The organism is Streptomyces atroolivaceus, assembly GCF_000717025.1.
Lineage (GTDB): Bacteria > Actinomycetota > Actinomycetes > Streptomycetales > Streptomycetaceae > Streptomyces > Streptomyces atroolivaceus.
The window spans coordinates 43058-67514 of sequence record NZ_JNXG01000001.1; the positions used below are offsets into that span (position 1 = coordinate 43058).

Below are 24457 nucleotides of genomic sequence, written 5' to 3' on the forward strand. Positions count from 1 at the left end.
CTGTCCTTCTGTCACTGGTTGGCCGGCTTGAGCGGGAGCAGGGCGCTGATCCTGAAGCCGCCGCCCTGGCGCGGGCCCGCGTCCAGCGTGCCGCCGACCATGCCGACCCGCTCGCGCATGCCGATCATTCCCTGCCCCGCGCCGTCGGCCCCGCCGTCCTCGTAGAGCTCGTGCGGGGCGCCGCGGCCGTCGTCCTCGACCAGCAGGCCGAGCCCGTCGTCGAAGTAGACGAGCCGCACGCTCGCCCCGGCGTCGGGGCCGCCGTGCTTGCGGGTGTTGGTGAGCGCCTCCTGGACGATGCGGTAGGCGGTCAGCTCGACCCCGCTCGGCAGAGGACGCGGAGTGCCCTCGATCTTGAAGTCCACCGCGAGACCGGTCTCCCTGACCTTGCCGACGAGCTCCTCGATCTGCTCGACGTCGGGCTGGGGGACGTACTCCCCGCTCTCCTCGGAATCGCCGGTCCTGAGCACTCCCAGCAGCCGCCGCATCTCGGCGAGTGCCTGGCGGCCGGTGCCGGAGATGGTCTCCAGCGCCTGCCGGGCCTGATCCGGGGACGAGTCCATGACGTACGCGGCGCCGTCGGCCTGGACCACCATCACCGAGACGTTGTGCGCGACGACGTCGTGCAGTTCGCGGGCGATACGGGCCCGTTCGGCGGCGACGGCGACCTTCGACTGCGCCTCGCGCTCCCGCTCCAGCCGTGCGGCCCGTTCCTCCAGCTGACTGAAGTAGGCCCGCCGGGTGCGTATCGAGTCGCCGAGCACCCAGGCCAGGACGAAGGGCACGGTCATGACGACGATGTAGGAGACCGTCTGCGCCCAGCCGCCCGTAGGGGCCCCGTCGGACCAGCGCAGTCGTGAGATCCCCGCCGCGGTCAGACTGCATCCGAGGGCGAGCCGGGACGCCCAGCGCTCCCCCGCCGTCGCCACGGTGTAGGTGATCACCAGCATGGCGAAGTCGGCCGCGTTGGGCCGCACCCCGAACAGCAGCTGGGCGAGCCCCATCAGGATCGCGAGCAGCAGCATCTTCTCCGGCGCCCGGCGGCGCAGGGCGACCACCGTGCACAGGCCCACCGCGATCGGCACCGCGGCGACGCGCTCCCGGCCGGCACCGACCTGGTCGGCCACGATGGACACGCCGGAGAACCCGAGGAGGAGGACAGCCCAGAGGATGTCGACGCCCGTCGGGTGTCTGCGGATGAAATCGTAGAAGCGCTGCACGTTACCCAGCGTAGGGACAGCTGATCGGTGCCCGGGTCCGCCGAAGGGCCGATCCGGGTCCTGGGACCGTACTCCCCAAGGTGGAGACTTGCCTATGTGACGGATGACTGGTGCCGCTGGCGGGAAGCCGCCGAGACCGCTTTGTACGGGGAAGAGGGGTTCTACCGGAGACCGGAGGGCCCCGCGGGCCACTTCCGCACCTCGGTGCACGCCTCCCCCCTGTTCGCCACCGCCGTCGCCCGGCTGCTGGCCGGCACGGCACGGGAGCTGGGGACGGACTCGGTCGCCCTGGTGGACGTGGGAGCGGGCCGCGGCGAGCTGTCGGCCGGGGTGCTGGCTGCCCTGCGGGACGGGAACCTGGCCCCCGGCCTCACCGTACGGGCGTACGCCGTGGAGATCGCCCCGCGCCCGCCCGGCCTGGACCCGGCCGTGGAGTGGTGCGCCGAAATCCCGCAGGGCGTGCGGGGGCTGCTGTTCGCCAACGAGTGGCTGGACAACGTCCCGACGGACATCGCCGAGGCCGACGCGGACGGGGTGCCCCGCTACGTCCTCGTGCGGAGGGCCGACGGCACGGAGCGGCTCGGCGATCCGGTGGCCGGTGCGGACGCCCGGTGGCTGAGCCGCTGGTGGCCGCTGTCCCGGCCCGGCGGCCGTGCGGAGATCGGCCGGCCCCGCGACGAGGCCTGGGCCCGGGCCGTGGCGTCGCTGGCCGGCGGCGCCGCGGTGGCCGTGGACTACGCCCATGTACGGGCGTCGAGACCGCCGTTCGGGACGCTCACCGGATTCCGGGAAGGCCGAGAGGTGCCGCCCGTGCCCGACGGAAGCTGTGACCTGACCTCACACGTGGCGCTGGACGCCTGCGCGGCGGCGGCGGACGGCGCGGCCGAACTCCTGGACCAGCGGACGGCGCTGCGGGAACTGGGCATCAGCGGCGAACGTCCGCCGCTGGCGGCGGCGTCGGCCGATCCCGTCGGCTACGTGCGGGCGCTCGCGTCGGCCGGGGAGGCGGCGGAGCTGACGGCGCGGGGCGGGCTGGGCGACTTCGGCTGGCTGCGGCAGCGGGTGCCGGACCGTGAAGGGGGATACTGTCCCGCATGACGGAGACGACGATCGGCATCGGCGGCGCGGCGGAGAGCACCGACATGGTGCTGAACATCGGTCCGCAGCACCCCTCCACACACGGGGTGCTCCGGCTCCGGCTCGTCCTGGACGGTGAGCGGATCCAGCAGGCCGAGCCCGTCGTCGGCTACATGCACCGGGGCGCCGAGAAGCTCTTCGAGGCCAGGGACTACCGGCAGATCATCATGCTCGCCAACCGCCACGACTGGCTGTCGGCGTTCTCCAACGAGCTCGGGGTCGTCATGGCCGTCGAGCGGATGCTCGGCATGGAGGTCCCCGAGCGCGCCGTCTGGACGAGGACGCTGCTGGCGGAGCTGAACCGGGTGCTCAACCATCTGATGTTCCTCGGCTCCTACCCGCTCGAACTGGGTGGGATCACCCCGATGTTCCACGCGTTCCGGGAACGCGAGGAACTCCAGGCCGCGATGGAGGAGATCTCCGGCGGCCGGATGCACTACATGTTCAACCGGGTCGGCGGCCTCAAGGAGGACCTGCCCGCGGGCTGGCTCGGCCGGGCCAGGGACGCCGTGGCGTCCGTACGTTCACGCATGGACGTCTACGACCGGCTGGTCCTCGGCAACGAGATCTTCCGGGGCCGCACCCGCGGGGTGGGCGTGCTGTCCGCCGAGGCCGTGCACGCGTACGGGGTGTCCGGGCCGATCGCCAGGGCCTCCGGGGTCGACTTCGACCTGCGGCGCGACGAGCCGTATCTCGCCTACGGGGAGCTGCGGGACACGCTCGAGGTCGTCACCCGGACCGAGGGCGACTGCCTCGCCCGGTTCGAATGCCTCCTGGAGCAGACGCACAACGCCCTGGACCTCGCCGACGCGTGCCTGGACCGGATGGCCGATCTGGCGCCCGGACCCATCAACCAGCGGCTGCCCAAGGTGCTGAAGGCCCCGGAGGGCCACACCTACGCGTGGACCGAGAATCCGCTGGGCATCAACGGCTACTACCTGGTGTCCACGGGCGAGAAGACCCCGTACCGGCTGAAGCTGCGCTCCGCCTCGTTCAACAACATCCAGGCACTCACCGAGCTGCTGCCCGGCACGCTCGTCGCCGACATGGTGGCGATCCTGGGGTCCCTCTTCTTCGTCGTCGGGGACATCGACAAGTAGCCGGGGCCCACCGCCGGGAGGAACGCCTCCCGGGGCGGGCCCGCGGCTACGAGGAGACCGCGCTGCGCAGCTCGACGACTTCCAGCTGCTCCGTCTCGTCGTGCGCCGTCAGGTCGATGACCTTGCCGACGGCGCGGTTCTCGGCCGCGCCCGTACGGTGCGCCGCCAGCGCCTCCTCGCCCACGACGTCCGCGAGGTCCTCGTTCTGCACCGACTCGATCGCGGCGTCCGCCTTCTGCGTACCGAAGAAGTCGAAGCTTCCCTGCGGGACGAGGTGACGGCGCGCCGCGGCCTGGGGAACGACGGCGGACGCGGCCGGTACGGCGCGAGCCGGGCGCACGGCTGCGGGTGACAGCTGCGGTGCGGTGCGGGAGGGCTGGGGGCGGCGGTGCTGGAGGTCACCCGCTCCGGCGGCCGCCGCGTGCTTCCCCTTCCGGCCGTCGCCCTCCGTGTCACGCTCCGCGGACCGCTCGGCGATGTCGCGCTGCCGGGCGAGCTCGGCCGTGCGGCGCGCCTCCTGCAGGGCCGCGTTGCGGGGCAGGTCCCGCAGTGCCTGCGCCGCGAGCAGATACGCACCGGGCGTCGGCGTGGACCGCGCGGGCGCGAGCTCCCGCGGTCCGGACGCCTCGATGGCGAGCTGCCTGCGCCCTTCCAGTGCGCTGGCCCGCTCCGTCTCGGCGTTGGCGTACCGGCGCAGCAGCGCGGCGTGCTCGCCCCGCAGCCCCGCCAGCTCCACCCGCTTGCGGCGCAGCTTGGTCTCCAGCCGGGTGCGCAGCTCCCGTGATTCCTCGAGGTCCGCCTCGAGTTCGGCTATGCGCTCCTCGGTCTTCCACTCGTCGCTGGCCCGGGCGCGGGTCAGTTCCGCCACGCGCAGCCCCGCGGCCCGGTCCCAGCTGCGCATCAGACAGGCACCGGTGACAGCGGCGGCCGCTGTCACCGCCACCAGGGCGCGCAGAGCCAGGGGTTCCGCGAGGACCCAGGCTCCGGCGGCGCAGACGGCCGGCACTCCGGCCACCACGGCGGGAGGCAGGATTCTGTGGAGGGGTGGTGAATGGCGGTGGCGTCCTCGTGGCATGGCCCGAAATTTACCGTGCGTGCGGGTCACTTGGGAGACCGCCCGGCAATCTGTTCCCCGCCGGTTACCTGCCGGCCTCTCAAGTGGCCCTCACATACGCCTTTTTACTTCTTGATCAGCCCCTTCGACCGGAGATAGTCCCCGGCCGCATCGGCGGGCTTGGCACGCTCCGCGTCGACCTTGCGGTTCAGTTCCGCGAGATCCTCCGTGGTGAGTGCGCCGGTGAGCTTCCCGAGCGCCTCGGCGATCTCCGGAGCACCGGCATCCTCGGCATTCAGTACCGGAAGGACGTTGTCCGCGTTCTGCAGCTTCTTGTCGTCCTCCAGGAACACCAGACCGTAGGAGTCGAGCACCGCGTCCGTGGTGGTCGTGAGGACCAGTTGGTCCTTCCCGTCCTTGACCGCCTGCTTGGACTGCGGCGTACCGACGCCCTTCGGGTCGATCCCGGTGACGTCGATGCCGTACGTCTTCTTCAGTCCAGGCGCGCAGAACGGGCGCACCTCGCACTCGTCGCCCGCCGCGATCTTCACCTTGATCTTCGAGCTGCCGAGATCGGAAAGCGTCGTGAGGTTGTTCTTCTCGGCGAATTCCTTCGACACCGCGAAGGCGTTCTGGTCGACCGCCTTGCCCGCCGGAAGGACCTTCAGTCCGAGCGGGGTGGCGAGCTTCTCCAGAGCGGCGACGGTGGCTGTCACGTCACCGGAGGCGACCGGCTTCTTCTCCGCCTCCTCCGCTCCGTTGACCTTGGCGTTGAGGAATTCCGCGAGGGTCGCCGCGTATTCCGGGACGACGTCGATCTCGCCCTTCTCCAGCGAGGGCTCGTACAGTTCACGGTTCTTCACCGTGGTGATCGAGGTGTCGTACCCGGCGTCGCCCAGGACCTGGGCGTACAGCTCGGCGAGCACCTTGGACTCGGTGAAGCCGGCCGCGCCCACGACGAGCGAGCCCTTCCCCGAGCCGGCGCCGGAACCCTTGTCCGAGCCGCTCTTCTCCTTCTCCAGGCTGTCGCCGCCGCAGGCGGCGAGCGACCCTGCCAGCGCCACCGCTCCGATGACCGCACCCGCTATGCGCGAGGTCCTGCTCATGTTGTACTCCGTCCGCGAAAAATGGTGTGCACAGTCCGAACAGCCCGCGCGTTCATGCTGTCCGGCGGCGGCGCAAGGGCGACAGCAGCCGGTCCAGCGCCACGAGGACGCCCTCCACCACCAGGGCCAGGAGGGCCACGAGCACGGCGCCCGCGAAGACCTGCGCGGTGTCATAGGTGTTGAATCCGGCGGTGATGATGCGTCCCAGCCCACCGAGACCGACCATCGCCGCGATCGAGGCGGTGGCGATCACCTGGACGGCGGCGGACCGGAGGCCGGTCATGATCATCGGGTAGGCGAGCGGGAGCTCCACCCGCACGAAGAGCTGCCGGCCGGACATCCCCATGCCCCGTGCGGCCTCCAGCACCGACCGGTCCACCCCCGTCATCCCGACGTAGGCGTTGGTCAGCAGCGGCGGCACGGCGAACAGCACCAGCGCGATGACCGTGGGCAGATATCCGGAGTTGCGCAGGGGCGTCATCATGAAGAGGGCCAGCACCGCGAACACCGGGACCGCCCGGCCCACGTTGGAGAGGTTGACGGCCAGCGCGCCTCCCTTGCCCACGTGTCCCAGGTACAGCGCGACCGGCAGCGCGACGGCACAGGCCACCGCCAGGGCGATCCCGCTGACGTACAGGTGCTCGGCCAGCCGGTGTGCCGCCCCGCCGTCCCCCGACCAGTTGGCGCCGGTGGTGAGCCAGGTCCACGCCTCCCCGATGACTCCCATGGATCAGACCGCCTCCGTCTTCGCGATGCCCGCCCCGGCGGATGCCCTGGCGGGCGTCCGTATCCGGGTCCAGGGCGTGAGCAGGCGTTGCACACCGAGCAACAGCAGATCCGCGGCCACCGCGAGCAGCACGCAGAGCACGGAGGCGGTGAGCACCTGGGCCTTGAAGAAGCTGGGCAGCGCGTCCTCGATGAGATTCCCGAGACCCCCCTTGCCCACGAGGGAGCCGACCGTGGTCAGCGCGACCGTCGACACCGTGGCGATCCGCAGTCCCGCCATCAGTGCGGGCAGCGCGAGGGGGAGTTCGACCTCCCAGAGAAGCCGGACCGGCCCGTACCCCATGCCCTTCGCGGCTTCCCTGGCCTCCTGCGGGACCGCTTCGAGACCGGCCAGGATGTTGCGCACGAGAATGGTCAGCGAATAGAGCACCAGGCCGGTGACGACGAGCGCCGCGGAGAGACCGAACAGCGGCAGCAGCAACGAGAACATCGCCAGCGACGGCACGGTGTAGAGCACGGTCGTCAGACCCAGCACCGGACCCGCGAAATGCCGGCCGCGGCGCGCGAGCAGCGCGAGGGGAAATGCCACCGCGAGCCCTATCAGCACGGAGGCCGCCGTGATCCAGATGTGCTGGACGGTCGCTTCGGCCAACTCATGACCGCGGGAGCGCAGATACTCCCCGCAGATCCAGTCGTTCTCCACCAGGCAGTTCTGCTCGGCCACCCGCCCCCACCTCCTGCTCGCACTCGCGACGCCGCCACCGTTCCGGTCCTGGGTGACCCTATCCCCGACCACCGACAATCGCCGAGGCTGTCGTATTCCGGCAACATGGGCTTCACAGAACCCGCGCCACAATGGGGAATCATGATCCGTTTCGAGCACGTCACCAAGCGGTACGCGGACGGCACCACCGCCGTCGACGACCTTTCCTTCGAGGTCGCCGAGGGTGAACTGGTCACGCTCGTAGGGCCTTCCGGCTGCGGCAAGACGACCACCATGAAAATGGTGAACCGTCTGATCGAACCGACCGACGGCCGGATATTCCTCGACGGGGACGACATATCCACCATCGACCCCGTCCGGCTCCGCCGACGTATCGGCTATGTCATCCAGCAGGTCGGGCTCTTCCCGCACAGAACGGTCCTGGAGAACACGGCGACCGTTCCCCACCTCCTGGGCTGGGGGCGGGAAAAGGGCAGGAAGCGCGCCGCCGAACTGCTCGACCTCGTCGGACTGGATCCGTCCGTTTATGGCGGCCGCTATCCCGAGCAGCTTTCGGGCGGTCAGCGCCAACGGGTCGGAGTGGCCCGGGCCCTGGCCGCCGACCCGCCGGTACTGCTGATGGACGAGCCTTTCGGGGCGGTCGATCCGGTCGTACGGGAAAGGCTGCAGAACGAATTCCTGAAACTGCAGGCACAGGTCCGCAAGACCGTGTTGTTCGTCACCCACGACATCGAGGAAGCCGTCCGGCTCGGCGACCGGATCGCGGTGTACGGGCACGGCCGCATCGAGCAGTTCGACTCCCCGGCCTCGGTGCTCGGCGCCCCGGCGACGCCGTACGTCGCCGACTTCGTCGGGGCGGACCGCGGCCTGAAGCGGCTCTCGGTCACGCCGGTCGAGGAGAGCGACCTGGACCAGCCGCCGGTCGTCCATCTCGACGACCCGCTGACGAAGGCGACCGAGCGTCTGCGGGCCGAGGGCGCGCGCTGGGCCGTCGTCCTCGACGGTCAGGACAATCTGCACGGCTGGATTCCGGCCGGCGGCGGAGTGCCGGCCAAGGGCACGGTCCGTGAGCACGCCCGGCGCATGGACGCGTGGCTTCCGCTCGGAGCGCCGCTCAAACAGGCCTTCGCCACGATGCTGCAGCACGACGCGGGCTGGATCGCCGTCATCGACAAGGAGGGCACCGGCCGTTTCCTGGGCGTACTCACCCCGGCCCGCCTCCACGAGGCGCTGCGCCGCTCGATCGACGCGGACGCGCAGGACGTGCCGCGCGCCGAGGTCGCCGTGGAGAGCGTGGCCGGCGTCGGCTCCCCGTGAGCGGGTCCTCCCACCGCCCCGAGGTGAGGCCCTCTCGCCGTCGGCGGGGACGCGCGGGCCGTCGCCACCGTCCATCCGGCTGAACCGGTGCGCGCGGATCCCCGGCGGTGGGCTCACGGCCATGGGCTCACGGCGAAGGGCCTTCCGGGCCCGGTGCCGCTCCGCCCGCGACGGATCCTGCGGTGATCACCGCACCGCCGGGGCCCGGCAGGCCGCTCCCCGGGCCTAGGCTGGTCGCATGAGTACGTTGCGAGGACGGGGCACGGTGCGGGGCCTGCCGGAGTGGGACCGCTGCGCGGTCATGGGAGTCGTCAACGTGACGCCGGACTCCTTCTCCGACGGAGGTCACTGGTTCGACACCACGGCGGCGATCAAGCACGGCCTCGAACTGGTGGCCGAAGGTGCGGACCTGATCGACGTCGGAGGTGAGTCGACCCGCCCGGGCGCGAGCAGGGTGGACGAGGCCGAGGAACTGCGGCGAGTGATCCCCGTCGTGCGGGGGCTGGCCTCCGAGGGCGTCACCGTCTCCGTGGACACCATGCGCGCCGGCGTGGCCGAACAGGCCGTCGCCGCCGGTGCCGTCCTGGTCAACGACGTGAGCGGCGGCCTCGCCGACCCCGGCATGATCCCGGTCGTCGCCGACGCCGGGGTGCCGTTCGTCGTCATGCACTGGCGCGGTTTCAGCGAGTCGATGAACAGCCGCGCGGTCTACGGGGACGTCGTGGGCGAAGTCGTCGCCGAGCTGACGAAGCGCATGGAGGCCGTGATCGAGGGCGGGGTGGACCCGGAGAAGCTGGTGATCGACCCGGGGCTCGGTTTCGCCAAGGACGCCGCCCAGGACCTCGCACTGGTCGCGCACCTCGACCGCCTGCGCGACCTGGGCAGGCCACTGCTCGTCGCCGCCTCACGCAAACGTTTCCTCGGCCACGTCCTGGCCGGCGGGGGCGCGGCTCCGCCGCCCGCCCGCGAGCGGGACGCCGCGACCGCCGCGGTCTCCGCCCTCTCCGCCGCCGCGGGCGCCTGGGCGGTCCGGGTGCACGCGGTACGGCCCACGGCGGACGCGGTGCGGGTCGCCCGCGCCGTCGAGGGAGCCGCGTGAGCGCCGCGCGCGACGAGCACGAGGAGGCCGCCGCCGACATCGCGGCGGTCGAGCAGGCCAACACCGCCTTCTACGAGGCGATGGAACACGGCGACCTCGACGAGCTCTCCGCCCTGTGGCTGCCGGGCGAGGACCTCACCGTGTCCTGCGTCCACCCCGGCTGGCCGGTGCTCACCGGACGCGGCGAGGTGCTGCGCAGCTATGCGCTGATCATGGCCAACACCGAGTACATCCAGTTCTTCCTGACCGATGTCGGGGTCTCCATGACCGGCGACACCGCCCTGGTGACCTGCACCGAGAACATCCTCAGCGGCGGCCCCGCGGAGGAGGGCGACGCGCTCGGCCCGCTCGTCGGCCAGCTCGTCGTCGCCACCAATGTGTTCCGGCGCACACCGGAGGGCTGGAAGCTCTGGTCCCACCACGGATCCCCCGTACTGGCCGAAACCGGTGAGGAAGAGGACGAGGAGCCGACCGCCTGAACGGGTGGAGCGGCTCACGGGGGATTGGATCCGCCGATCGCCGGGTATACGCGGCTACCAACCCCCTGCCGGGCCGGCCCGCGCCCCCGCGGGCGGGCGCTGTCGGTGCTCGCGGGTAGATTCGACAGACGGCACCTCACCGCCCGCACGCGGCCGGGTGCCTCCGGAGACGACGAACAGCAGGAGTGATTCGCGTGGATCGTGTCGCGCTGCGCGGCCTCAAGGCCCGTGGGCACCACGGTGTCTTCCCCAGGGAACGGGAAGAGGGCCAGACCTTCATCGTGGACCTGGTGCTCGGCCTCGACACCCGCCCCGCGGCCGCCGCCGACGACCTGTCGAAGACCGTCCACTACGGCGTGGTCGCGGAGGAGGTCGTCGACGTCGTCAAGGGTGAGCCGGTCGATCTGATCGAGACCCTCGCGGAGCGCATCGCGCAGCAGTGCCTCAAGCACCAAGGGGTCGAGGAGGTCGAGGTGGTCGTCCACAAGCCGGATGCACCGATCACCGTCCCCTTCGACGACGTGACCATCACCATCACCCGGAGCCGAGCATGACTGCATTTTCCACCGAGGGGCAGAGCGACCCGACCGTACAGCCGGTTCCCGCCGCCGTGGTCGAGCAGGTGGACGCGGCAGACGTCACCCTCTCCAACCCCAAACTGGCCGTGATCTCCCTCGGCTCCAACCTCGGCAACCGGCTGGAGACCATCCAGGGCGCCGTCGACGCCCTGGAGGACACCCCCGGCCTCCGCGTCAAAGCGGTCTCCCCGGTCTACGAGACGGAGCCCTGGGGCGTCGCCCCCGGCTCGCAGCCCTCGTACTTCAACGCGGTGGTCGTCGTGAAGACGACCCTGCCGCCCTCCTCCCTGCTGGAGCGCGGCCAGGCCGTCGAGGAGGCCTTCGACCGTGTCCGCGAGGAGCGCTGGGGGCCGCGCACCCTCGACGTCGACATCGTGTCGTACGCCGACGTGGTCTCCGACGACCCGCTGCTGACGCTCCCGCACCCGCGCGCCCACGAGCGCGCCTTCGTCCTCGCCCCCTGGCACGACGTGGACCCGGAGGCCCAACTGCCCGGCGCCGGCCCGGTCGCCGGTCTGCTGGAGGGCGTGGGCCGCGAGGGAGTGCTTCCCCGGCCCGACCTGGAACTCCGTCTCCCCGAGTAGTCGTTAGGCTCAAGGACGACCGCCTACGGGCGAACGACGGGCACGGTGACGAAGGGCGGCACTCTCGGTGAAGCAACTACGGCTCGGACTCCTGGCCGGACTCTTCGCCGGAGCCGGCGTGCTGTCCTGGGGCGGAGCCCGCCTCTGGGACTCCCTGGGGACGCTGCCGAGCGTGCCGCTCGCCGCGCCCGTCGTGCTCGCCGTGATCGCCGTCGTCCTGCTGGCCACGGCTCTCTCGATCCGCGCGCGGCTTCGTGCGCAGCGGGAGCGTCGCCCCGGGGCGAAGGGCGTGGAGCCGATGATGGCGGCGCGCGCCGTCGTCTTCGGCCAGGCGAGCGCGCTCGTCGCCGCGCTGGTCGCGGGGATGTACGGCGGCACGGGGGTCTTCCTGCTCGGCTCCCTGGACGTGCCGCCCCGGCGGGATCAGGCCATCTACGCGGGCTTCGCCGTGCTGGCCGGCATCGCGGTCATCGCCGCGGCCGTCTTCCTCGAGCGGGTCTGCAAGCTCCCGGAGAACGGCGACGACGACCGGAACACGGCCCAGGCCGCCTGAGGGCCCGGAACGGCCCTCCCGGCCCGCCAGGGCACGCGCACTCTCACTCGCACCCGCCGCGCTCCGGGACGACCGGTCCCCCGGCCGGCCCGGGGGTCACTTCCCGGGTCAGCCCTCCACCGGGTTCTCGATCAGGGTGACCCGGTTGCCGTCGGGATCGTGGACGGCGGCGAACCGCACACCCTGCGAGCCCGGCTCGGTCCCCCCGGCCGTGATCCCCCGGCCGGCGAGTTCCGAGAGCGCCCGGTCCAGGTCGTCGACCACCAGATTCACCAGGGTCCCGCCGGCCTGCTCGGGCGACTCGAACACCTGGAGCCAGGCGTACGGGGAGATGTGCCAGTCGGCCAGCCCGTCCATGGGCCTGGCGTCGGCCGGACGGCCGAGAAGCCGCTCGTACCACTCCACCGCCGGCTCGATGGCCATCACGGGCGCTACGGCCAGCACATGAGTGAATGCCATGGAACGCTCCTCTCCCTGGTGGGACCGGCCGTACGCCGCTCCCCTACGGGCGGCTCCCGCCCCCGCGCGGATTCGTCGCTGCCCCGCGCCGGTGCGCCCGTCGTCCCAGGCATTGTCAGCCGGTCCGCCCGCCCCCGCCCCTTCTAGCGCGCCATGATGAGACTCATCGCCTCGGCGCGCGTGGCCGGATCGCGCAGCTGGCCACGGACCGCGGACGTGATCGTCTTGGCTCCGGGCTTGCGGATGCCCCGCATCGACATGCACATGTGCTCGCACTCGATGACGACGATGACCCCGCGCGGCTCCAGGATGGCCATCAGGGAGTCGGCGATCTGCGTGGTGAGCCTCTCCTGGACCTGCGGCCGCCTGGCGTAGACGTCGACCAGCCGGGCCAGCTTCGACAGACCCGTGATCTTGCCGCTCGTCGCCGGGATGTAGCCGACGTGCGCGACACCGTGGAACGGCACCAGGTGGTGCTCGCAGGTGCTGAAGACCTCGATGTCCTTGACCAGCACCATCTCGTCGTGACCGAGGTCGAACGTGGTGGTGAGGACGTCCTCGGGCTCCTGGTGGAGACCGGCGAATATCTCCTTGTAGGCACGCGCCACTCGGCCCGGGGTCTCGCGCAGTCCCTCCCGGTCGGGGTCCTCGCCGACAGCGATGAGGAGTTCCCGTACAGCGGACTCGGCCCGCTTCTCGTCGAATACGCCGATCGAACCCTGCCCGTCGAGCGTCACCGGGTCGGTCATCTGTGCCTCGTTCCTCTGTGCAGTCACATGCGCGGACCCGCCCGGACCTCAGGGAAATACGGCAGGCACAGCGCAGGCATACGGAAAAGCCGCGCCCCCACAGGCTAGAACCTGGGGGGCGCGGCATCCATTCCGGGCCTGGTGGGGCCCCCGTGACGGGGGCCACACCGGGTCGGGCAGGGGCTAGCTCTCGGGGCGATCCTCGGGGAGCGCCTCCGTGGAGGTACCGGTGTTCTTCGACGTGATGTCCGTCGGGGCGATCTCCGGAGTGCCCGAGCCATTGGCAGAGCCGTTGGTGAGGGCCAGCTCCTTGGGAGAGAGCACGGGCGGACGCGTCGACGGGGTACGCAGGGCCGAACCGGTCCACGCCGGGCGAGCCGGGCGCTTCACGATCGGGGCGAAGATCTCGGCGATCTGCTCCTTGCCGAGCGTCTCCTTCTCGAGGAGCTCGAGGACCAGGGCGTCGAGGATGTCGCGGTTCTCGACGAGAATTTCCCACGCGTCGTTGTGCGCGGTCTCGATGAGCTTCTTGACCTCTTCGTCGACCAGCGCCGCGACCTCTTCCGAGTAGTCGCGCTGGTGGCCCATCTCCCGGCCCACGAACGGCTCGGTGTTGTCTCCACCGAACTTGATCGCACCCAGGCGCTCGGTCATGCCGTACTGCGTGACCATCGCGCGGGCCGTGGCAGTGGCCTTCTCGATGTCGTTCGCAGCACCGGTCGTCGGGTCGTGGAAGACCAGCTCCTCGGCAGCGCGCCCGCCCAGCATGTACGCCAGCTGGTCGAGCATCTCGTTGCGCGTCGTGGAGTACTTGTCCTCTTCCGGGAGCACCATCGTGTAACCGAGGGCACGGCCGCGGGAGAGAATCGTGATCTTGTGGACCGGGTCCGACTGGGGTGAGGCCGCCGCGACCAGGGCGTGTCCGCCCTCGTGGTACGCGGTGATCTTCTTTTCCTTCTCGGACATGATCCGGGTCCGCTTCTGCGGACCCGCCACGACGCGGTCGATGGCCTCGTCGAGCATGTGGTTGTCGATCAGCTTCTTGTTGCTGCGCGCCGTCAGGAGCGCCGCTTCGTTCAGCACGTTCGACAGGTCGGCACCGGTGAAGCCGGGCGTGCGACGGGCAACCGCGTTGAGGTCGACGTCCTCCGCGACCGGCTTGCCCTTCTGGTGCACCTTGAGGATCTCGAGGCGGCCCTGCATGTCCGGCCGGTCGACGGCGATCTGCCGGTCGAAGCGCCCGGGACGCAGCAGCGCCGGGTCCAGGATGTCCGGCCGGTTCGTGGCGGCGATCAGGATGACGCCGCCCTTCACGTCGAAGCCGTCCATCTCGACGAGCAGCTGGTTGAGCGTCTGCTCGCGCTCGTCGTGGCCGCCGCCCATGCCGGCACCGCGGTGCCGGCCGACGGCGTCGATCTCGTCGACGAAGACGATCGCCGGGGCGTTCGCCTTGGCCTGCTCGAAGAGGTCACGGACACGGGAGGCACCGACGCCGACGAACATCTCGACGAAGTCGGAACCGGAGATTGAGTAGAACGGAACGCCCGCCTCGCCGGCGACGGCGCGTGCGAGCAGCGTCTTACCCGTACCGGGCGGCCCGTACAGCAGGACACCCTTGGGGATCTTGGCGCCGACGGCCTGGAACTTCGCCGGCTCCTGGAGGAATTCCTTGATCTCGTACAGTTCCTCGACGGCCTCGTCCGACCCCGCCACATCGGCGAACGTCGTCTTCGGCGTGTCCTTGGTGATCAGCTTGGCCTTGGACTTGCCGAACTGCATGACCTTGGAGCCGCCGCCCTGCATCTGATTCATCAGAAACAGGAACACGACCACGATCAGGACGAAGGGCAGCAGGGAGAGAAGGATCGAGACGAACGGGGACTGCTTCGACGGCGAGACGGTGTAACCCTTCTCGATGTCACCGCTCTCGAACTTCTTCTGCAGCGTGTCGGCGAGTTCGACACCCTGGTTGCCGATGTAGCTCGCCTGGAACTTGCTGCCGGACTCGCCCTGGAGCTTTTCCTTGTCCTTCAGCTCGATCTTCAGGATCTGTTCGTCACCGGTGGTCAGCTTGGCCTGCTCCACCTGGTTCTTGCTGATCGCCTGGACGACCTTGCCGGTGTCCACCGTCTTGTAGCCGCCGGACGAGCCGACGACCTGCATCAACACGACCACGGCGAGGACGGCCAGCACGATCCACATGACCGGCCCACGGAAGTATCGCTTCACGTCCATCCATACGGAGCGAAGTCGCCCCGTCCCTCCTGCCCGTAGGTAAATGCTGCTGTGAGAAAAGACTGTTCTTCGGACGGTACCCCAGCATTGTCACCCGTGACCGCAGGGGAGGTCTGACAAACCCGTCTCCGAAGGCTCCAACGGCCCGAACGCCACGAGGGTTCCCAGGAGTCCGGGCGGGTTCGGCCAGGCCCCGTCGGGGGCGGCGTCTCAGCCGCCGTAGACGTGAGGGGCGAGCGTGCCGACGAAGGGGAGGTTGCGGTACTTCTCGGCGTAGTCGAGCCCGTAGCCGACGACGAACTCGTTGGGGATGTCGAAGCCGACCCACTTCACGTCGATCGCGACCTTCGCGGCATCCGGCTTGCGGAGCAGCGTGCAGACCTCCAGGCTCGCGGGTTCGCGCGAGCCGAGGTTGGTCAGCAGCCAGGAGAGCGTCAGACCGGAGTCGATGATGTCCTCGACGATCAGGACGTGCTTGCCCTTGATGTCGGTGTCGAGGTCCTTGAGGATCCGGACGACGCCGGAGGACTGGGTGCCTGCGCCGTACGACGAGACGGCCATCCAGTCCATGGTGACGGGGGTGGACAGCGCGCGGGCCAGGTCCGCCATCACCATCACCGCGCCCTTGAGCACGCCGATGATGAGCAGGTCCTTGCCCGCGTACTCCGCGTCGATCTTCGCTGCCAGCTCGACGAGCTTCGCGTCGATCTCTTCCTTGGTGAGGAGCACCGACTCGAGGTCGGTGCCCATGTCCTTCTCGTTCACCCGCGTCTCTTTCTCTGCCCTGCCGGACCTGGACTGCTCCCCGGGACCGGACCGGCGTTTCGCCTGCACTTCAGCCGCTTGCGCTTCAGCTCTGCCGAATCACCAGTCTGCCACCCTGCCGCCGCACCTCGACGCGGCCGGGCAGGTTGATGGCCCCCTGGCCTCGCCAGCCGGTGATGAGCCGGTCCACTTCCTCGATGTGGCGGGCGAAGAGCGAACCCGCGGGGGAACCGGCGTCGATCACGGCCCGGCGCAGCACCCGGCGGCGTACCGCGGGCGGCAGGACGGAGAGTTTGGCGCACTCCAGCCGTCCGGCGTCGTCACGGACCGAGCGGGCGGCCTCCGCCGCCCAGGTGTCGAGGGCGTCGGCATCGTCGCGGGAGAGCTGCGCCGTACGGGCGAGGGCTTCCACGACACCTTTGCCCAGCGCCTTCTCCAGGGCGGGCAGGCCTTCGTGACGCAGCCGGGAGCGGGTGTAGGCGGGGTCGACGTTGTGCGGGTCGTCCCAGACGGGGATCGACTGGACCAGGCATGCCTTGCGGGCGGTCTGCCGGTCGAGCTGCAGGAACGGGCGGCGGTAGCGGCCGGCGGGGCCGGAGGCGGCGGCCATCCCGGAGAGCGAGCGGATACCCGACCCCCGGGCGAGGCCCAGCAGGACCGTCTCGGCCTGGTCGTCGCGGGTGTGGCCGAGGAGCACGGCGGCGGCGCCGTGGCGCTCCGCCGCGGCGTCCAGGGCGGCGTAGCGGGCGTCACGGGCGGCCGCCTCGGGGCCGCCGTCGCGGCCGACCCGCACGGAGACGGCCTCGACCGGGTCGAGCAGCATCTCGGCGAGGCGGGCGACGACCTCGTCGGCGCGGAGTCCGGAGCCGGGCTGGAGATTGTGGTCGACGGTGATGCCGCCGGCGCGGACGGGTAGCTTCCGCGACTCGAAGGCGAGGGCGGAGGCGAGCGCCATGGAGTCGGCACCCCCGGAGCACGCGACCAGCACCAGCGGGGTGTCGGGCCGTTCGGGGAGCGCGGAACGCCTCCCGCCCGCCCCGGCTTCGGCGAACTCGGCGTGGCTCGCCTGTTCGGTGTGACGGTTGTGTTCGGTGACGACGTCGTGGAGTACGCGGCGGACCGCCAGGCGTATCGCCGCGACCGCTGGATGGGGACCCATGTCCGGTGCCCTTCGGGTGAAGTTTTGGGGGGCGCCTCGGAGTGCGCGGGACGGAGTCCCGTCACTCAGAGTGCGTCGATGGTGACAGAGCCGAGCTGTCCATCGAGCATTGCACGCCTTCCCATGCCCCTACGGTCCCTCGGATGGGTGATTGGCGGGGCAATCTCCTGCCACCGGACCGGCCAGGATCACGAATCCGCCTTACGGTGCACCCGGGCCACCCAGTCCGCCGGCGCCGCGATCTCGGCCTTGGTGGGGAGGGTGTTGGGGGAGGTCCACACCCGGTTGAAGCCGTCCATACCGACCTCCTCCACCACGGCCCGGACGAACTTCTCGCCGTCGCGGTACTGCTGCAGCTTGGCATCGAGCCCGAGGAGCTTGCGCAGCGCCAGGTCCAGGCGGCTCGCGCCGCGCGCCCTGCGCTGCTGGAACTTCTCCCGGATCTCGGCGACGGAGCCCACCACATCGGGGCCCACCCCGTCCATCACGAAGTCCGCGTGCCCTTCGAGCAGGGACATCACGGCGGTGAGACGGCCCAGGATCTCGCGCTGGGCGGGCGTCTGGACGATCTCGACGAGGCTGCGCCCCCGGTCACCGCCGTCCTCCCCCCGTTCGCCCTCGGGACGGCTGCCTCCTGAGAAGGCCTGCGCCGCCTCGCGGAGGCGTTCGAGAACGGTCATCGGGTCGACATCGGTCTCGTCGAGGAACGACTGGATTTCGCCCTGCAGATGGTCACGGAGCCAGGGGACCCCGGTGAACTGGGTGCGGTGCGTCTCCTCGTGGAGCGCCACCCAGAGCCTGAAGTCGTGCGGGTCCACCTCGAGTTCGCGTTCGACGTGGACGATGTTGGGGGCCACCAGCAGCAGCCTGCCTCCCCCCTTGGAGGACCCGGGCAGCTCCCGGGTGGCCGGGGCGAAGGTCTCGTACTGCCCGAGGACCCGCGAGGCCAGGAACGACAGCAGCATGCCCAGTTCGACGCCGGTCACCTTGCCGCCCACCGCGCCGAGCACGGCGTTGCCCGGGCCGCTGCCGCGACGGTCCCGCATCTTTCCGAGCAGCGGGCGCAGCAGCTCGCGGAAACCCGCGACGTTGGCCCTGATCCACCCGGCCCGGTCGACGACCAGGACCGGGGTGTCCTCGGGTTCGTGCCCGTCCGGGATCATTCGCGTGAACGAACGGACGTGCTCCTCCGAGGCCTTGGCATGCCTGCGGAGTTCCGCGACGACGGCGCGGGCCTCCTCACGGCTGATCTCGGGACCCGGCCGCACGAACCGGGTCGCAGTCGCGACCGCGAGATTCCAGTCGACCATCTCGGCACCACCGATGCTCGTCATGCGTCAACCGTACGTGAGGTGGTCGCTCCATGGTGGGGTGTCAGCCGCTCACCGGGTGCCTTTGGTGAGGGCGGCGCCCAGCGCGTCGAGCGCGGCTTCCGCCTCGCCCCGGGAGGTGGTGCCCGAGGCCAGGAACGCGAAGGCGAGGAGCCGGCCCTGGGCGTCGACCGTCGTACCGGCGAGGCTGTTCACCCCCGTGAGAGTGCCCGTCTTGGCCCTGATCAGGCCGGTCGCCGGGGAGGTCGCGGTGTAGCGGTCGCCGAGCGTGCCGCTGAAGCCGGCGACCGGGAGGCCGCTGAGGACGGGGCGGAGCTCGGGGTGGTCCGGGCCGGCGGCCAGCGCCAGCAGCCGGGCCAGGAGCCCTGCCGTCACCTTGTCCGCGCGGTCGAGACCACTGCCGTCCGCGAGCCGGGCCCCGGCCAGCGGCAGGCCGAGCGCCTTCAGCCGGGCGGTGACGGCACGCCGGCTCCCTGCGAAGGAGGCCGGCTCCCCGGCCTTGATCGCGGTCTGCCTGGCCAGCGCCTCGGCGATGTCGTTGTCGCTGTTGGTCAGGGCCCGCTCGACCAGCGCGGAGAGCGGCTCGGACAGGTGCGTCGCAACCGTTCGGGACCCGGCTGCGGCCCGCCCTGAAACAGGGGCGGACGGGGTGGCGACACCGGCGTCGCCGAGAAGGTCCGCGAACACGCGCGCCGCGTCACCCGCGGGGTCGTCGGTACGGGGTGCAGGCCCCCGGTCGCTCTTGTCGAGGCGGCCCTCGTCGGCCATGAGCGCGCTGACCGGCGCGATGTTCTCGTTGGGGCCGATGGGGTGCAGGGCCGGACCGGAGTAGCGCGAGGTGTCGTACGTCAGCCTCACGGACCCGGTGCCGCCCTCACGCAGGGAGCGGGCCGTGCCGGCGGCCAGGGAGCGCAGGGCCGCCTTGTCCAGGGTGGGGTCGCCGCCGCCGACGAGGGTGAGCGTCCGGGAGTCCGGGGACAGCCTGACCGTCGTCGCGATGCGGTGGGCGGGGCCGAGCGCGGAGAGCGCGGCGGCTGTCGTGGCGATCTTCACCGTGGACGCGGGGGTCATGGGAGTCGCCGCGCCCCGCGCGAACAGCTGCTTGCCGGTGGCGGCGTCGACGACCACGGCGGCCCGTACGGAGCCGAGGGCCGGCGAGTCCAGGAGAGGCGCGAGCGCCTCCTCCAGGCCGCCCGCGCCCGCCGGCGCGGTGAGGCCGCCCGTGGCGCCCAAGGCGCTCAGGACGGCGGGCGCGCTGGGGGCGGGCTCCGGCCCGTCGGACCCGGTACCTTCGTGATGTGCGCCACCTGCGCGCTGCAGGACGGCTGCCCGGTCCCGCTCGGCCTTACGCTGACCGGAGTCCCAGGGACCGGCGGCCAGGACGGCACCGGCGGCGACCACCAGGCCGAGCACCGCGGAGCCTGCGACGAGCCGGAGGTCGTGCGGGCCGCTCCCGCGCTTCAGGTACTTCGGAGCGTTCCACCTGCCCCACCTGTTCAACGGTTCGTCCGTCGGTCTGTCCACCGGCTCGGCCACCGTTGACCAGCCCCTTTCGCGAGCACTCATCTGCGTGAGGGACACTTAACCACCAGTCGTATGTGTTGATCATGGAGGAGCCACCCGTGGAGTTCGACGTCGTTATCGAGATCCCGAAGGGTTCGCGGAACAAGTACGAGGTGGACCACGAGACCGGTCGGATCCGTCTGGACCGTCGACTCTTCACCTCGACCAGCTACCCGGCGGACTACGGCTTCGTCGAGAACACCCTCGGCGAGGACGGCGACCCGCTGGACGCGCTGGTCATCCTGGAGGAGCCGACGTTCCCCGGCTGCCTCATCAAGTGCCGCGCGATCGGCATGTTCCGGATGACGGACGAGGCCGGCGGCGACGACAAGCTGCTGTGCGTCCCGGCGTCCGACCCCCGGGTGGAGCACCTGCGGGACATCCACCACGTGTCGGAGTTCGACCGCCTGGAGATCCAGCACTTCTTCGAGGTCTACAAGGACCTGGAGCCGGGCAAGTCCGTCGAGGGCGCCGACTGGGTCGGCCGCACCGAGGCCGAGGCCGAGATCGAGGCTTCCTACAAGCGCCTCGAGGCGCAGGGCGGCGCGCACTGACGTCATCCCTCCGGCTTCCGCTTGACGGCGGGACGGCGCGGATCGCGGCGCACGGGGCCGACCGGCCCAGCTGACCGTACGGACAACGGGCGGCGCACCTTCACCGGTGCGCCGCCCGTTGCGTGTGGCGGCCCATGTCCGTGCACATACTGGGCAGAAGCGCTCCCAGGAACGAGCGGTCCAGGAGGAACGAGGTCGAGTGGTGGCGGAACAGGGCGGTCCTGAGGACCAGAAGCCCCAGTCCGACGAGGCGCACAGCGCCTTCGTCCCACCGACCGGTGTGGAGCAGCCGGCGGCTCCGTCCGAGGACGACCATCCGACGTCGGAATTCGCCCTTCCGGCCGGTCTGCACACCGATCCGACAGCCTCCTCCGGGTCGGGCCCGGGTTCCGCTTCCGGGCCCGGGGGCGGCCCGGGGTCCGACGCGCTCGCGTCCGCCTTCGTCCCGCCGAGCGGGTACAACGCGCAGCATCAGCCGCCCGCCTTCACGCCCGCGCACGGCATTCCGATGGTCCGGCTGACCAAGGAAGCCCCCTGGCAGGACCGGATGCGGACCATGCTGCGGATGCCGGTGACCGAGCGCCCGGCGCCCGAGAGCGTGCAGAGGACCGACGACTCGGGCCCCGCCGTACCGCGCGTGCTCGACCTGACGCTGCGTATCGGGGAGCTGCTGCTCGCGGGCGGCGAGGGTGCCGAGGACGTCGAGGCGGCCATGTTCGCGGTGACGCGCTCGTACGGGCTCGACCGCTCCGAACCGACGGTCACCTTCACCCTGCTGTCCATCTCCTACCAGCCGTCACTGGTCGACGACCCCGTGACGGCCAGCCGCACCGTGCGCCGCCGCGGCACCGACTACACGCGGCTGGCGGCCGTTTTCCGGCTGATCGACGACATCACCACGGCAGAACACGTCGAGGTCTCACTGGAGGAGGCCTACCGGCGCCTCGCCGAGATCCGCCGTAACAGGCACCCGTACCCGGGCTGGGTCCTGACGGCCTCCGCCGGTCTGCTCGCCGGCTCGGCATCGGTGCTGGTCGGCGGTGGTGTGCTGGTCTTCATCGTGGCAGCCGCGGGCGCGATGCTGGGCGACCGGCTGGCCTGGCTCTGCGCCGGGCGCGGGCTGCCCGAGTTCTACCAGTTCATGGTTGCGGCCATGCCTCCGGCCGCCATGGGCATCGCTCTGACACTGACCCATTCGACGGACGTGCGGCCCTCCGCGGTGATCACCGGTGGGCTGTTCGCGCTGCTGCCCGGGCGGGCCCTCGTCGCCGGGGTGCAGGACGGTCTGACCGGCTACTACCTCACCGCGGGCGCCCGGCTCCTGGAGGTCATGTACTTCTTCATCGGCATCGTGGCCGGCGTGCTGCTGATGCTCTATCTGGGGGTGCAGCTCGGCGCCGAGCTGAACCCGGAAGCGCGCTTCGTGCCCAACGACCGGCCGGTGCTCCAGATCCTGGCCTCGATGACCCTCACGCTGGCCTTCGCGATCCTGCTCCAGCAGGAGCGTTCCACGGTGCTCGCGGTGACCCTCAACGGGGGCGTGGCCTGGATCATCTACGGGGCGATGGCCCGCGAGGGGGGCATCTCGCCGGTGGCTGCGACGGCGGTCGCGGCCGGTCTGGTGGGGCTGTTCGGCCAGCTGTTCTCGCGGTACCACTACAGCTCGTCGCTGCCCTACATCACAGCCGCGATCGGCCCGCTGCTGCCCGGTTCGGCGACCTACTTCGGTCTGCTGGGCGTCGCCCAGAACGAGGTGGACACCGGGCTCACCTCGCTCTCCACAGCTGTCGCCACAGCGCTGGCGATCGCCATCGGGGTCAACCTGGGGAGCGAGATCTCCCGGCTGTTCATGCGGGTGCCGGGCGCGGTCGAGGGCGCGTCCCGCCGGGCTGCCAAGCGGACCCGCGGCTTCTGACGGCTTCCACACGAACGGCGCCCCGGCCCCTCATGGGGACCGGGGCGCCGTCGATGGGTGCGCGGAGGGGTCAGCGCCTGTTCTGCCACCCGTGCTGACCCGGCTCTTCCTCCTGGCCGTTGTACGGGGCCGCCTGCCCGCCGCCGTACTGACCCGCCTGGTCGGCGGCGCCGTACTGACCGCCGCCGTACTGACCGCCGTGGTCGGCGGCACCGTACTGGCCCTGGTCGGCGGCGCCGTACTGACCGCCGCCGTGCTGAGCGCCCTGGTCGGCGGCGCCGTACTGCCCAGCGCCGTACTGACCGCCCTGCTCTGCGGCGCCGTACTGACCAGCGCTGTACTGGCCGCCCTGAGGTGCTCCGTACTGACCCTGACCGGCTCCGTACTGGCCGCCGTCATACTGGCCGCCCTGGTCGGCGGCGCCGTACTGCCCAGCGCCGTACTGGCCGCCCTGAGGTGCTCCGTACTGACCCTGACCGGCTCCGTACTGGCCGCCTTGCCCCTGTCCGTACTGGCCACCGCCCTGGGGGGCGCCGTACTGGGCGCCGTACCGGGCGTTCTGACCGCCGTACTGCTGAGTGCCCTGGCCGCCGTACTGGGCGTTCTGACCGCCGCCGTACTGACCGCCGCCGCCCTGCTGCGCGCCCTGGCCGCCGTACTGGCCGCCGTACTGCGCCCCCTGCTGACCGCCCTGCCCGTTGCCGTACTGCCCTGCCTGGCCGCCGCCGTACTGACCCGCCTGGCCGTTGCCGTACTGACCGCCCTCGTACGGGGCTGCCCGGTCGCCGGTGTACTGGCGGGCGGCAGGGCCCTGGCCGTCGTTGCCCGCTTCGCCGTGGGGGCCCGCCGGGGAGCCGCCGTCCGAGGAGCCGTGGTCGTCGCCCCGCTGCGCGGCGCCTTCCTTGTTGGACTTGGCGCGGGCCCGCAGGAACTCGATCACGATCGGCACCACCGAGATCAGCACGATCAGGATGAGGATCATCTCGATGTTCGCGTGCACGAAGTCGACCTTGCCGAGGGCCGCGCCGAGCACCGTCACCCCGACGCCCCAGAGGATGCCGCCGATGATGTTGTAGGTGATGAACGAGCGGTAGTTCATCCGGCTCACACCGGCGATGATCGGCGTGAAGGTCCGGACGATGGGCACGAAGCGGGCCAGGACCAGCGACTTCGGGCCGTACTTCTCGAAGAACTCGTGGGCCTTCTCGACGTTCTCCTGCTTGAAGAGACGGGAGTCCGGGCGCTTGAAGAGGGCCGGTCCGACCTTGCGGCCGAAGAGGTAGCCGACCTGGTCGCCGATGATCGCCGCCAGGGCCACCAGGACGCAGACCAGCCACAGGGGGTGCTTCAGGTCTCCCGTCGTCACCAGAAGACCCGTGGTGAACAGCAGGGAGTCACCGGGCAGGAAGAAACCGATCGCCAGACCGGACTCGGCGAACACGATGAGCAGAAGGCCGGGAAGCCCGAAGGTGTTGAGCAGATAATCCGGGTCCAGCCAGCTCGGGCCGAGCGCAAGCGTATTCAAGGGTCCGGGCTCCAGGGTTGGTCGGTGTGCGCGGCTGCGTGGCCGCCCCAAGCTATCAACGCTGCGGCGGACGCCTGGGTTCCACTGGCGTAAGCAAGGATGCGCGCGGAACGAACCAGGACAAAACTTTCCTCAGGAGGTGCCACGTCATGGGCATTGAGGACTACGGCGGCGGACAGACGCCCCGGGCGGACGTCCTGGTCGTCACGACGAACGACGTACCCGGCTACCAGGTGACCGAGGTCGTCGGCGAGGTGTTCGGGCTCACGGTCCGCTCCCGCCACCTCGGCAGCCAGATCGGTGCCGGGCTGAAGTCGATGATCGGCGGCGAGCTGAGAGGACTCACCAAGACACTCGTCGAGACCCGCAACCAGGCCATGGAGCGGCTCGTCGACCAGGCCAGGGCGCGCGGCGCGAACGCCGTGCTGATGATGCGGTTCGACGTCAGCGAGGCCGCGGACGTGGGCACCGAGGTCTGCGCCTACGGCACGGCGGCCGTGATCAGCAGGTCCTGACCGGCTCCGC

General features: G+C 70.9%; 24 protein-coding genes. 11 read left to right on the top strand and 13 right to left on the bottom strand.

Going from position 1 to position 24457, the window contains the following annotated elements:
- Positions 1–11: 11 nt before the first annotated feature.
- Positions 12–1220 carry a sensor histidine kinase gene (locus OO67_RS00205; RefSeq protein WP_033296495.1) on the bottom strand — a complete coding sequence of 403 codons (1209 nt, stop codon included), beginning with the start codon at positions 1218–1220 and terminating at the stop codon, positions 12–14.
- 96 nt (positions 1221–1316) lie between these two features.
- Between OO67_RS00205 and OO67_RS00210 the strand changes: the two genes are divergently transcribed.
- Positions 1317–2318 (top strand): SAM-dependent methyltransferase, encoded by a 1002-nt coding sequence (locus OO67_RS00210; RefSeq protein WP_033296496.1) that lies wholly within the window; start codon positions 1317–1319, stop codon positions 2316–2318.
- A complete protein-coding gene (locus OO67_RS00215) occupies positions 2315–3457 on the top strand; it encodes an NADH-quinone oxidoreductase subunit D (protein ID WP_033296497.1) in 1143 nt (380 codons plus the stop codon). The genes OO67_RS00210 and OO67_RS00215 overlap by 4 nt, the downstream gene beginning before the upstream one ends.
- A 46-nt stretch (positions 3458–3503) precedes the next feature.
- Here the strand turns inward: OO67_RS00215 and OO67_RS00220 are convergent, their stop codons facing one another.
- The 4 genes from OO67_RS00220 to OO67_RS00235 form a co-directional block, all read right to left on the bottom strand.
- Positions 3504–4532 carry a hypothetical protein gene (locus OO67_RS00220; RefSeq protein WP_051709042.1) on the bottom strand — a complete coding sequence of 343 codons (1029 nt, stop codon included), beginning with the start codon at positions 4530–4532 and terminating at the stop codon, positions 3504–3506.
- 104 nt (positions 4533–4636) lie between these two features.
- A complete protein-coding gene (locus OO67_RS00225) occupies positions 4637–5617 on the bottom strand; it encodes an ABC transporter substrate-binding protein (RefSeq protein ID WP_033296499.1) in 981 nt (326 codons plus the stop codon).
- 52 nt (positions 5618–5669) lie between these two features.
- Entirely contained in the window at positions 5670–6344 is a 675-nt protein-coding gene (locus OO67_RS00230; RefSeq protein ID WP_033296500.1) for an ABC transporter permease, read from the bottom strand.
- 3 nt (positions 6345–6347) lie between these two features.
- Entirely contained in the window at positions 6348–7067 is a 720-nt protein-coding gene (locus OO67_RS00235) for an ABC transporter permease (RefSeq protein ID WP_033296501.1), read from the bottom strand.
- Positions 7068–7208: 141 nt separating this feature from the next.
- On the opposite strand from OO67_RS00235, the gene OO67_RS00240 reads away from it, so the two are divergent.
- From OO67_RS00240 to OO67_RS00265, 6 genes are all read left to right on the top strand, one after another.
- Positions 7209–8384 carry an ABC transporter ATP-binding protein gene (locus OO67_RS00240; protein WP_033296502.1) on the top strand — a complete coding sequence of 392 codons (1176 nt, stop codon included), beginning with the start codon at positions 7209–7211 and terminating at the stop codon, positions 8382–8384.
- Positions 8385–8622: 238 nt separating this feature from the next.
- Entirely contained in the window at positions 8623–9483 is an 861-nt protein-coding gene (gene folP, locus OO67_RS00245; RefSeq protein ID WP_033296503.1) for a dihydropteroate synthase, read from the top strand.
- A complete protein-coding gene (locus tag OO67_RS00250; RefSeq protein WP_033296504.1) occupies positions 9480–9962 on the top strand; it encodes a nuclear transport factor 2 family protein in 483 nt (160 codons plus the stop codon). The genes folP and OO67_RS00250 overlap by 4 nt, the downstream gene beginning before the upstream one ends.
- 194 nt (positions 9963–10156) lie before the next feature.
- On the top strand, positions 10157–10516 hold the full coding sequence (folB, locus tag OO67_RS00255; protein ID WP_033296505.1) for a dihydroneopterin aldolase: 360 nt from the start codon (positions 10157–10159) through the stop codon (positions 10514–10516).
- Complete coding sequence (gene folK / locus OO67_RS00260) at positions 10513–11124, top strand: 2-amino-4-hydroxy-6-hydroxymethyldihydropteridine diphosphokinase (RefSeq protein ID WP_033296506.1); 612 nt, start codon at positions 10513–10515, stop codon at positions 11122–11124. Before folB ends, folK begins: the two co-directional genes overlap by 4 nt.
- A 67-nt stretch (positions 11125–11191) precedes the next feature.
- Positions 11192–11677 carry a DUF3180 domain-containing protein gene (locus tag OO67_RS00265; RefSeq protein ID WP_033296507.1) on the top strand — a complete coding sequence of 162 codons (486 nt, stop codon included), beginning with the start codon at positions 11192–11194 and terminating at the stop codon, positions 11675–11677.
- A 108-nt stretch (positions 11678–11785) separates the two neighbouring features.
- Here the strand turns inward: OO67_RS00265 and OO67_RS00270 are convergent, their stop codons facing one another.
- The 7 genes from OO67_RS00270 to dacB all read right to left on the bottom strand — a co-directional run bounded on the left by OO67_RS00270 (position 11786) and on the right by dacB (position 19911).
- Positions 11786–12136, bottom strand: coding sequence for a VOC family protein (locus OO67_RS00270; RefSeq protein WP_033296508.1), 351 nt, complete (start codon positions 12134–12136; stop codon positions 11786–11788).
- Positions 12137–12279: 143 nt separating this feature from the next.
- Positions 12280–12885 carry a GTP cyclohydrolase I FolE gene (gene folE / locus OO67_RS00275; protein WP_033296509.1) on the bottom strand — a complete coding sequence of 202 codons (606 nt, stop codon included), beginning with the start codon at positions 12883–12885 and terminating at the stop codon, positions 12280–12282.
- 183 nt (positions 12886–13068) lie between these two features.
- Positions 13069–15120 carry an ATP-dependent zinc metalloprotease FtsH gene (gene ftsH / locus OO67_RS00280; protein WP_033296510.1) on the bottom strand — a complete coding sequence of 684 codons (2052 nt, stop codon included), beginning with the start codon at positions 15118–15120 and terminating at the stop codon, positions 13069–13071.
- A gap of 210 nt (positions 15121–15330) precedes the next feature.
- On the bottom strand, positions 15331–15870 hold the full coding sequence (gene hpt / locus OO67_RS00285) for a hypoxanthine phosphoribosyltransferase (RefSeq protein WP_033296979.1): 540 nt from the start codon (positions 15868–15870) through the stop codon (positions 15331–15333).
- Positions 15871–15970: 100 nt separating this feature from the next.
- Positions 15971–17044: a tRNA lysidine(34) synthetase TilS gene (gene tilS, locus OO67_RS00290; RefSeq protein WP_033296511.1), complete on the bottom strand. Its 1074-nt coding sequence runs from the start codon at positions 17042–17044 to the stop codon at positions 15971–15973.
- Between the two features lie 188 nt (positions 17045–17232).
- The gene (locus OO67_RS00295) at positions 17233–18378 is read right to left on the bottom strand and encodes a zinc-dependent metalloprotease (protein ID WP_033296512.1); all 1146 of its coding nucleotides are present in this window, start codon (positions 18376–18378) and stop codon (positions 17233–17235) included.
- 48 nt (positions 18379–18426) lie between these two features.
- The gene (gene dacB / locus OO67_RS00300; RefSeq protein ID WP_033296513.1) at positions 18427–19911 is read right to left on the bottom strand and encodes a D-alanyl-D-alanine carboxypeptidase/D-alanyl-D-alanine endopeptidase; all 1485 of its coding nucleotides are present in this window, start codon (positions 19909–19911) and stop codon (positions 18427–18429) included.
- Positions 19912–19997: 86 nt separating this feature from the next.
- Here dacB and OO67_RS00305 point away from each other — a divergent pair, with 86 nt between their 5' ends.
- The gene (locus tag OO67_RS00305) at positions 19998–20492 is read left to right on the top strand and encodes an inorganic diphosphatase (RefSeq protein ID WP_014155500.1); all 495 of its coding nucleotides are present in this window, start codon (positions 19998–20000) and stop codon (positions 20490–20492) included.
- Positions 20493–20691: 199 nt separating this feature from the next.
- The gene (locus OO67_RS00310) at positions 20692–22407 is read left to right on the top strand and encodes a threonine/serine exporter family protein (protein WP_033296514.1); all 1716 of its coding nucleotides are present in this window, start codon (positions 20692–20694) and stop codon (positions 22405–22407) included.
- A gap of 70 nt (positions 22408–22477) precedes the next feature.
- On the opposite strand, the gene OO67_RS00315 is transcribed toward OO67_RS00310, so the two are convergent.
- Entirely contained in the window at positions 22478–23932 is a 1455-nt protein-coding gene (locus tag OO67_RS00315; protein ID WP_033296515.1) for a DedA family protein, read from the bottom strand.
- A 149-nt stretch (positions 23933–24081) separates the two neighbouring features.
- Between OO67_RS00315 and OO67_RS00320 the strand changes: the two genes are divergently transcribed.
- Positions 24082–24447: a YbjQ family protein gene (locus OO67_RS00320; RefSeq protein ID WP_033296516.1), complete on the top strand. Its 366-nt coding sequence runs from the start codon at positions 24082–24084 to the stop codon at positions 24445–24447.
- Positions 24448–24457 lie beyond the last annotated feature (10 nt).